Annotated in this window: 9 protein-coding genes; 5 read left to right on the forward strand and 4 right to left on the reverse strand. The window is 66.7% G+C overall.

The features are described 5' to 3' along the window. Positions 1-11: 11 nt before the first annotated feature. Positions 12-1,106 carry a DMT family transporter gene (locus ACSQ24_RS25130; RefSeq protein WP_436097326.1) on the reverse strand — a complete coding sequence of 365 codons (1,095 nt, stop codon included), beginning with the start codon at positions 1,104-1,106 and terminating at the stop codon, positions 12-14. Between the two features lie 366 nt (positions 1,107-1,472). Here ACSQ24_RS25130 and ACSQ24_RS25135 point away from each other — a divergent pair, with 366 nt between their 5' ends. Further along, positions 1,473-2,567, forward strand: coding sequence for an AbrB family transcriptional regulator (locus ACSQ24_RS25135; RefSeq protein WP_436097327.1), 1,095 nt, complete (start codon positions 1,473-1,475; stop codon positions 2,565-2,567). A 6-nt stretch (positions 2,568-2,573) separates the two neighbouring features. Here ACSQ24_RS25135 and ACSQ24_RS25140 read toward each other — a convergent pair whose 3' ends face one another. Continuing rightward, positions 2,574-3,374, reverse strand: coding sequence for a WecB/TagA/CpsF family glycosyltransferase (locus tag ACSQ24_RS25140; protein WP_436097328.1), 801 nt, complete (start codon positions 3,372-3,374; stop codon positions 2,574-2,576). 357 nt (positions 3,375-3,731) lie between these two features. Between ACSQ24_RS25140 and ACSQ24_RS25145 the strand changes: the two genes are divergently transcribed. The 3 genes from ACSQ24_RS25145 to ACSQ24_RS25155 all read left to right on the forward strand — a co-directional run bounded on the left by ACSQ24_RS25145 (position 3,732) and on the right by ACSQ24_RS25155 (position 7,363). Next, on the forward strand, positions 3,732-5,186 hold the full coding sequence (locus tag ACSQ24_RS25145; RefSeq protein WP_436097329.1) for an undecaprenyl-phosphate glucose phosphotransferase: 1,455 nt from the start codon (positions 3,732-3,734) through the stop codon (positions 5,184-5,186). Between the two features lie 101 nt (positions 5,187-5,287). After that, positions 5,288-6,034 (forward strand): SDR family NAD(P)-dependent oxidoreductase, encoded by a 747-nt coding sequence (locus ACSQ24_RS25150; RefSeq protein ID WP_436097330.1) that lies wholly within the window; start codon positions 5,288-5,290, stop codon positions 6,032-6,034. Positions 6,035-6,103: 69 nt separating this feature from the next. Continuing rightward, positions 6,104-7,363, forward strand: a complete 1,260-nt coding sequence (locus ACSQ24_RS25155) for an allantoate amidohydrolase (protein WP_436097331.1) — start codon at positions 6,104-6,106, stop codon at positions 7,361-7,363. A gap of 3 nt (positions 7,364-7,366) precedes the next feature. Here the strand turns inward: ACSQ24_RS25155 and ACSQ24_RS25160 are convergent, their stop codons facing one another. Further along, the gene (locus ACSQ24_RS25160; protein WP_436097332.1) at positions 7,367-8,275 is read right to left on the reverse strand and encodes a sulfite oxidase heme-binding subunit YedZ; all 909 of its coding nucleotides are present in this window, start codon (positions 8,273-8,275) and stop codon (positions 7,367-7,369) included. A gap of 127 nt (positions 8,276-8,402) precedes the next feature. On the opposite strand from ACSQ24_RS25160, the gene ACSQ24_RS25165 reads away from it, so the two are divergent. After that, on the forward strand, positions 8,403-9,014 hold the full coding sequence (locus ACSQ24_RS25165) for an HAD family hydrolase (protein ID WP_436097333.1): 612 nt from the start codon (positions 8,403-8,405) through the stop codon (positions 9,012-9,014). A 67-nt stretch (positions 9,015-9,081) separates the two neighbouring features. On the opposite strand, the gene ACSQ24_RS25170 is transcribed toward ACSQ24_RS25165, so the two are convergent. Further along, positions 9,082-9,426: a hypothetical protein gene (locus ACSQ24_RS25170; RefSeq protein WP_436097334.1), complete on the reverse strand. Its 345-nt coding sequence runs from the start codon at positions 9,424-9,426 to the stop codon at positions 9,082-9,084. Between the last annotated feature and the right edge of the window lie 54 nt (positions 9,427-9,480).

Consider the following 9,480-nt stretch of genomic DNA (forward strand, 5'->3'; position numbering starts at 1 on the left):
TGGCTTGAGCGTCAGGGCGGGGTGGAAAGATCGGCGCCGAGCCGGCCGCGGGCATTGCGGCGCATGGTGTAGAGCGTCGCGCCGATGACGATGGCCGCACCAATGAGCGTCGTCAGCGTCGGGATCTCGGCGAAGAAAACGAAACCGGTGAAGCCCGCCAGGATCAGGCGACTGAAATCGAGCGGCGCCAGCGCCGACGCCTCGCCGACCTGATAGGCCTTGGTGATCAGCCATTGCCCGGCGGTGCCGAACAGGCTGAGCAGCACGAGCCAGAACCATTGCTCGGCCGTCGGCCAGACCCAGAGCGCCCAGGCCGGCCAGGCGAGGACGACCATCAGGACGAGGCCCTGATAGATCAGGATCGTCTCGGTCCGCTCGCTGGTGCCGAGGATGCGCACGCTGATGGTGATGCCGGCCCCGAACAGCGCACCGACAAGCGACATCAGCGCCCAGAAGTTCAACCCGTCGGCCGACGGGTTGAGCATGATCAGCACGCCGACGAAGCCGAGGGCGGTCGCGATCCAGCGCGCCGTGTCGACGCGCTCCTTCAGGATCAGCACGGCGGCGATGGTGACGAACAGCACCTGGCTGAAGCTGATCGAGGTCGCCTGGGCCAGCGGAATGTGGATGAGAGCACTGAAGCCGCAGAGCATGGAGGCCAGCGTGATCAGGCCGCGGAATATCTGCAGGCCCGGCCGGTCCGTCTTCAGCGCCTGCTTCAGGCTGCGGCCCGCGATGGCGACGACCACGGCGCTCATGATGATCTGGCGGATCATCAGCGTCTCGACCAGCGGGATCGCCGTGCCGAGATGTTTGAAGGCGCCGACCATCACCGCGTAAACCAAGAGCGCGGTGATCATATAGACGGTGCCGCGCAGGTTTGGGCTCGCCCGGCGCCACCACAGGCCGGCGCGATTGCGGCGGGTCGCCAGCCAGCCCTCGCGAGACGGGGTGGAGAGAACCGGCGGCAGCGGCCGTTCAGGCCGACGCGATTCGGGAGGCTCTGTCGGACTGCCGTCCTCATCGGCCGAAACAGGCAGCGCTTCGGCCAAGCCGATGCTTTCGCTGCCGCGACCGGTCGCTTCCGAAAGGCGGTCTTCGCTCATGGCTGCCTCGAGCCGGGCGGAAGACGCCGACGGCCTATCAGATATCTGCAGGACTCGACTGTCGCTGATTTTCTGCCCGTTCGTCAGCGACTTGCGAGCATGGCGGGGTTGCCGCCACGTCCGCTCGCCCCGCCGCAAGGGCAAGGCCGTCATTCCGACAAAGCCCTGTCATCGCCATGCCGATGGCGTATAGCAGCGCCGTGGCGCCGCCGGACAGGATGCGAAAAAGTGGGAACCGGTTTTTCGCATGAATCCTGCCCAGTTTCTTGGATGAGAGCCGGATTCAGCTTTCAGTTGGAAACGCAAAGCGCTTCCGACTGAAAGCATCCGGCTCTCGGGCATGCGCCTGGAGAGGTGATCAGGGCGATGCGGGAATTGCTGCGGGATGCGGTCAACGGCGTGCGCGAATTGTCGCCGCGACGCTTTCCCTGGCGCCGTTTCCTGTTTGCCCTCGCGCTCGGCACGCTCGGCGGCTGGCTCTTCGCATATTACCGCCTGCCGCTGCCCTGGATGCTGGGCTCGATGGTGTTCTGCACCGCCGCCGCGATCGCCCGCACGCCGGTGGCGGCGCCGTCGGTGATCCGCCCGCCGATGTCGGCGGTGATCGGCGTGTTGCTCGGCTCCGGCTTCAAGCCGGAGATCGTCGCGCAGATGCCGAACTGGCTGCCGACGCTCGGCGGGCTCGTGCTGTTCATGGTCGCCTGCGGCCTGTGCTGCGTCACCTATTTCCGCCGCGTCGCCGGCTACGACCCTGTGACCGCCTTCTTCTCCGGCATGCCGGGCGGCCTCGTCGAGATGGTGATCACCGGCGAGGAGAAGGGCGGCGATGCCCGCACCATCGCGTTGATCCATTCCGCCCGCATCCTGCTGGTGGTGATGACGCTGCCCTTCATCGTGCAATGGCTCGAGGGGATCTCGCTCGGCATCAACCGCAACCAGGGCCCGTCGATGTTCCAGACATCGGCGCTGGGCTGGTTCTGGCTGGTCGCCAGCGCGATCGTCGGCGTGATGCTCGCCCATGCGCTGCGCCTGCCGGCGAAGCAGTTGCTCGGGCCGATGCTGGTCTCGGCCGTCGTGCATCTCGTCGGCCTCAGCGATTCCGTGCCGCCCTACGAGATCGTCAACGTCGCCCAGCTGATCCTCGGCGTCACCATCGGCTGCCGCTTCGTCGGCACGCCGCCGCAGGCGATCCTGCGCATCCTCCTGCTTTCGCTCGGCTCGACCGTGATCCTGGTGGTGCTGACGCTGGTCTTCGCCTTCGCGGTGGCGCATGTCTCAAGCTACCAGCCGGTGCCGCTGATCCTGGCCTATTCGCCCGGCGGCCTTGCCGAGATGAGCCTGATCGCGCTGGCGCTGCACACCGAGGTCGCCTTCGTCGCGGCCCATCACATCATCAGGGTCTTCCTGGTGATGATCGGTGCCGGCCCGCTCTTCGGCGTCATCGTCGGGAAGAAAGCGTAGAGCCCCTCAGGCGCCGCGCCCGGCCAGCTTCTGGCGCAGCACGCGCATCAGGAAGGCGGGATTGCCGACGACATAGCGCCGCCACAGCCGTCGCGGCTCGAGCCAGAGCCGATAGATCCATTCCAGCCGCAGGGCGCGCACCGTTTCCGGCGCCCGAGTCACCTCGCCGGCGAGGAAGTCGAACAGCGCACCGATGCCGGCCGCGACCGCGCAGTGGCGGGCATCGAGCCGGTCGGCGATCCACTGCTCCTGCCGCGGATTGCCGAAGGCGACCAGCAGCAGGTCAGGCCGCTCGTGCGCGAGCCGCGCCAGCAGGGCTGTCTCAACTTCCGATTCGAAATAGCCATGGCTTAGCACTGCGAAGCGATGCTGCGGGTAGTCGGCGCGCAGCCTCGCCGCGGCGCGCTCGGCGACGCCCGGCTTGCCGCCGAGCAGCATCACCGAGAGCGGCCGCTTCCTGGCGGCGAGGATCGCCGGCGTGAAGTCGGTGCCGTTGAGATTGGCCGGGAATGTCGTGCCGTAGAGCAGGCGCGAGGCGATATCGACGCCGATCCCGTCGGGCAGGACCAGGAAGCGGGCGAGGCGCTCGCGCAAGCCGGTATCGCGCGCGGCGATATTGACGAGGTTCGCATTGCAGTAGGCCAGATGCAGATGGCCGCCGCCGTCGAAAGCATGACCGACCAGTGCGAGCGCCTCGTCGTGCGTCAGCGCCGCGACCGGAACGCCGGCGATGTCGCGGCGTGGCGGTTCGGGCGGAGCGAAATGGGCAGCCCGCCGCTGCGAAGATTGGAGGAGAACGACGTTCATCTCGATCGCTGCTGACGCACACGTCGCCATGCTGGCGGCGTAGGCCATTGTCTTCGTTGCGTTTCTTGCCAGGGTCAAGCGGAACCCCATCATAGGATGAACGCCGTCTTTCGCTGATCCGATAGCCGATACTGCCGGTCTGGCGACCCTCTGTCCCGCCGGCTGTCCCGTAATGGGACGCGCTCCGCTCATGCTGCGCCCGACTCTGGTTCAACCGGACCGATTCCAGCGCATTTCCCGCGAAACCAGCTTCATGCCTCCACGGCATCGCCCTTGCCACTTCGACGGGTGAGGCGGCCTTTCGGCGCATCCCCTGTGCCGAATCCGGACCGTCCATGACCGAGCGAGCGCGGCATGATGAGCGTCAACGACCTGAACTACGAAGTCACCACCGCAGCCGACCAGCGCGCCAATGTGCTGCGCCACTGGATTGGCCTGATCACCGCGCTGGTCGATGCGGTGACCGTCCTGACCGTGGTCGGCGGCACCTCGATCGTCTACCACTTCGTCGCCTATCGCCATCTCGGCAACGACAAGGTCACCGTCGAGCTCGCCTCGATGATCGCCGCGATCTTCGTCTTCACCAACCTGATGCGCGGCCGTTACCGGCTGGAGAACTACCTCTCGACCAAGGGCCAGATCACCTCTGCCTTCGCGGTCTGGAACCTGGCGATGATCGCCTTCGTCGCCATCGTCTTCATGGCCAAGGTCAACGACCAGTATTCGCGCGCCGTCGTCCTCGTCACCTATGTCGCCGGCGTGCCGCTGATCGCGCTCGCCCGCTCGGCGATCGTGCGCACCATCTCGATGGCCTCGAAGACCGGCAGGATCACCTCCGAGCGGGTGTTCCTGATCGGCCGCGAGAGCGAGGTGATGTCCTTCGTCTCGCGCCACCAGCCCTGGAACATCGGCTTCTCGATCGTCGACGTCGCCTTTCTGCGCAGCAACGATTCGCGCCGGATCAACGATCCTGCCGCGGCGCTCGCCGCCGACCTCGCGACCGCCTCGGCCAGGGCCCGCGACCTCAAGCCGGACGCGGTCTTCATCGCCCTGCCCTGGTCGGACCATGAGACGATCGACGCCTGCATCGACGCCTTCATGAACCTGCCGGTCGCGATCCACCTGACGCCGGAGCGCGTCATGGACCGCTTCGACAATCCCCATATCGTGCGGATCGGCTCGCTCGCCTCGCTCAGGCTGACGCGCCCGGCCCTGTCCTTCGTCCAGATCCTGTTCAAGCGCGTCTTCGACGTTCTCGCCGCGAGCGCGATCCTGACGCTGAGCCTACCCCTGCTCCTTCTGGTCGCGCTTGCGATCAAGCTCGATTCGCAGGGTCCGGTGCTGTTCCTGCAGCGCCGCTTCGGCTTCAACCAGGAGCCGTTCCGGATCTTCAAGTTCCGTACGATGACGACGACGGACGATGGCGAAGTCGTCAGGCAGGCAACGCGCAACGATCCGCGCATCACCCGGATTGGCGGTTTCCTGCGGCGCTATAATCTCGACGAGCTGCCGCAGCTCCTGAACGTCATCGCCGGGCAGATGTCGCTCGTCGGCCCGCGTCCGCACGCGCTTGCCCATGACCGCGAGTTCCAGCGCAAGATCGCGCTCTATGCGCGGCGCCACAACGTCAAGCCCGGCATCACCGGCTGGGCCCAGGTCAACGGTCTGCGGGGCGAGACCGACACCGACGAGAAGATGGCCCGGCGCATCGCCTATGATCACTGGTACATCGACAACTGGTCGTTCTGGCTCGACCTCGGCATCCTGCTGCGTACCGTGTTCAGCCCGAGCGCCTTCCGCAATGCGCGCTGAGCAGCCAGCCTGACGCAACCCTCCCTTGAGCCATCGCGGCTTTGCGGCGGATGGCATTGCGCTAAAGTCCGCGCACGGTTCCAGGGAGGGGCATCATTTCAATGAATCAAATCGATTTGAACGGCAGGGTCGCCATCATCACCGGCGGCGCGCAGGGTATCGGCCGTGCCGTTGCCGAACGGCTCGCCGCCAGCGGCGCCAAGATCGCGATCTGGGACCTCGACGGCAAGCTCGCCAATGAGGCGGCGGCGGCGATCGGGCCGGCCGCGAGCGGGCTTGCGATCGACGTGACCGACGCCAAGGCGGTGAATGCGGCCGCGGCCGAGCTGGAGCAGCGCCATGGCAGCGTCGACATCCTCGTCACCAGCGCCGGCATTGCCGGGCCGAACCTGAAGACCTGGGAATACCCGCTCGACGAATGGGCGAAGATCATGCGCCTCAATCTCGACGGCACGCTGCATTGCTGCCAGGCGGTGATCCCCGGCATGATCAAGCGCAATTACGGGCGGCTCGTGCTGGTCGCCTCGATCGCCGGCAAGGAAGGCAACCCGAACGCCTCGGCCTATTCGGCCTCGAAGGCAGCGGTGATCGCGCTGACCAAGTCGCTCGGCAAGGAGCTGGCCCAGCAGGACATCGCGGTTAACTGCATCACCCCGGCCGCCGCGCGCACTCGCATCTTCGATCAGATGAGCGAGGAGCATATCGGCTACATGCTGGCCAAGATCCCGCGCGGCCGCTTCCTGCAGCCTGACGAAGTCGCCTCGATGGTCGCCTTCCTCGCCTCGGCCGAGAACAGCTTCACCACCGGCGCCGTCTTCGACCTGTCGGGTGGGCGCGCGACCTACTGACAGCCAAATCGATCCTGCCGCGCTAAAGCGGGCTGGCCACGCCTATGACCAGCCCGCTAGATTGACCTCATGACCACGCCCCTGCCATCACCCGCCGTCCTAGGCGCCCGCGCCTTCGCCGCCCTCGCCGGCCTCAACCGGTTCACGGACGAGCCGGGCAAGCTGACGCGGCTCTATCTCTCGCCGTCGCACCGGCAGGGCGCGGAATACGTCAAGGGCGCGATGGAGGTTGCCGGCCTGACCGCCTTCATCGATGCCGCCGGCTCGGTGCAGGGCCGACGCGAAGGTGTTACGCCCGGGCTGCCGGCGGTGCTGATCGGCTCGCATATCGACACGGTCCGCGATGGCGGGCGCTTTGACGGCAATCTCGGCGTCGTTGCCGGCATCCTGGCGGTGCAGGCGATCCGCGATGCCGGCGTCACCCTGCCCTTCGCGCTCGAGGTCGTCGCTTTCGGCGACGAGGAGACCGTGCGTTTCCCGACCTCGCTCTCGACGTCGGCAGCGCTGACCGGCCGCTATGACCAGGGCTGGCTCGCGGCCCGCGATGCCGACGGCGTCGTGCTGCGTGACGCGCTCGTCGCCTTCGGCGGCGATCCGGCGGGGATCGCGGCGCTCGCCCGCAAGCCGGGCTCAGTAAAGGCCTATCTCGAGGTCCATATCGAGCAGGGTCCGGTGCTCGAAGCCGAGAATGAAGCGGTCGGCATCGTCACCGCCATCGCCGCGCAGGGACGCGCCGGTGTCCGCGTCACCGGCGAGGCCGGCCATGCCGGGACGGTGCCGATGGCGCTGCGCAAGGATGCGCTGACGGCGGCGGCCGAGATGGCGCTGGCGTTGGAGGTGATCGCCCAGGAACATGACCGCGCGGTCGGCACGGTCGGCGTGTTCCGGGCCGATCCCGGCGCCACCAATGTCGTGCCGGGCGCGGTCGACTTCACCATCGACTTCCGGGCGCCGGATGGTGAGACCGTCGCCAGCATGGACGAGGAGATCAATCGCCGTTTCGCCGAGATCGCGGCGCGGCGCGGTGTCGGGCTGACGATCACGCCCTATTCACGCGGCAATGCCGTGCCGATGGACGAGGGCCTGCAGGAGGCTTTCGCCACTGGAATCGCCCGTACCGGCTCGAACCTGACGGCGCGGCGCTTGGCCTCGGGCGCTGGTCACGACGCCATGGAAATGGCCAAGCTCTGCCCCTCGGCCATGCTGTTCGTGCGCTGCGAGAAGGGCATCAGCCATTCGCCGCTGGAGAACATGACCGAGCTCGATGCCGGCATCGCCATCCGCGTCCTGATCGAGACCATATTGGAGCTGGCGCGGCGCGAGGGCTGAGGATCAGCCGCCCGCGGCCTCGGAGGCCATTGCCGGCCGGCGCTCGCGTCTCGCCGGCCTCTGCGCTGGCTTGCGGAAAAGATGCAGCACCGCGAGTGCGAGCCCGACCAGCGCGACCCAATGGCCCGGCCGCACCGCCGTCCAGTCCTGATAGACGACGATGTCGGCATTGGCCTGGAAGATCAGCCAGGCCGAGGCGCCGGTGGCGAAGGCGTACCAGGCGGTTTCGGCCAATGCGGTGGCGAGGCCGACGGCAAGCGCCGTCAGCGCGAGCGAGCCGAAGCTCAGCGGAATGCTGAGGCGACCCAGCCCGCGATAGGCCAGCAGCAGCGCGAACAGGCCGGTCAGCAGCACTGGCTGGGTGACGTCGATCTTCGACTGCAGCGCGAAGTGGAACAGGCCGAGGCAGGCGATCAGGTAGACGAGGTTGTGCAGGCGCTGCCAACGCCCCGAACCGAGACGGCGGATCATGCCGTCGGTCGAGGTGATGCCGAGCACGACGAGGCCAATGAGCGCGGTGATGCCGACAACGAGATAGAAGCGCTTGACGATCTCGGAGACGATCAGACCCCAGTCGAAGGCGAGGTCGATGCTGTAGAGCGCGAGATGGCCGAGCGCGTAGGTCATGGCCGACAGGCCGAGCATGCGGCGGATGCCGATCAGCTTGTTCCAGTCGAGGATGCGGCGTAGCGGCGTCACCGCGAGGGTGATCACGAGGATGCGCAGGGCCCAGGTGCCGGTGTCGTGCACGGCTTGCGTCCAGGGTTTGGAGCCGAGCTGGTGCGTCCAGGCCTGCCAGGCGAGGATCAAGGCAGGGATGAGCACGAGCGCGAAGCAGCCGGCCCGCAGCGCCGAGAAGCGCCCCTGCCGGTCGTTCCAGGGCCAGTAGCTACCTATCGCTGCCGAAGCCATCCGTCGCGCCTTTGCTGATCCTTTACGCGAATACGCCAAAAGCCTTGTGAAGGTTACGCGCGTCCGTGCACAAGGGCGTGAGTTGCATCAACCACGTCGATGCACGCCTGACTGGAGAAGCCTACCGATGCCTGCAAATCGCAAGGTCGTGTTCGATGTCGGCAATGTCCTGTTGCGCTGGGACCCGTTCCATCTCTATCACGACCTGATTCCTGATGATGCCAAGCGCGGCTGGTTCCTGCAGAACGTCTGCACATCGGCCTGGAACCTGGAGCAGGATCGCGGCCGGCCCTGGACCGAGGCAGTGGCCACACTGGTTGCCAGCCATCCGGAATGGGAGGCCGAGATCAAGGCCTTCGACGAGCGCTGGCACGAGACAGTTCCGGGCACGATCGAGGACAGCGTCGCGGTGCTGGCCGACCTCAAGGCCAAGGGCGAGCATGTCTACGCCATCACCAATTTCTCGCGCGAGAAATGGGCGGAGTGCCTGATCCGCTTCCCGTTCCTGCAGAGCTTCGACGGCGTGATCGTCTCGGCGCATGAACGCCTGCTCAAGCCCGATCCAGCGATCTACAACGTGCTGCTGGAGCGGTACGGGCTCAGCGCCGGCGAGTGCATCTTCGTCGACGACAGCGAGAGGAACGTCGAGGGTGCCCGCTCGGTCGGCATGCAGGGCCTGCATTTCGTCGAGCCGATCGATCTGCGCGCCGAATTGCGCGGGCTCGGCGCCAATCTCTGACGCGTCCGCTCATGGCCTGCGCAGGCTACGGCCCGCGCAAGCTCGATACGGACCTCAGCCGAGGCCGCTACCAGTAATAGTCCGGGCCTCCGTAAAAGCGGCGATACGGCCGATAGCCATAAGGCCGGTAATACGGGTAGGGCCGATAGTAACGGGGGCCCACATAGAAGTGGAAGCGCGGACCGTAATAGCGCCTGCGCCAGTAGCGCCGACGCGGCCCGTAGTAGTAATACTGGGCGTAGTCGGCGTCGGTCTTGTCGAGGGCCTCAGGGTCGACCTTGGAGGCGTCGTCAGGCCGGCGCCGGTCTCCCGGCTGTAGCGCTCTCTGCGGTTGCGCCGCCAATCCCGCCGAGGCGAAGCTTGCGGCAGCCAGGCCGCCGATCAGGCTCGCGATGAAAGAACGTCTGTCCACGGTGCTGTCCTCCCTTTGAGTGCAGGGTTGTGGATCAACACCGTGATTGCCGGG

The organism is Allobosea sp. LjRoot237, assembly GCF_964253285.1.
Taxonomy (GTDB): domain Bacteria; phylum Pseudomonadota; class Alphaproteobacteria; order Rhizobiales; family Beijerinckiaceae; genus Allobosea.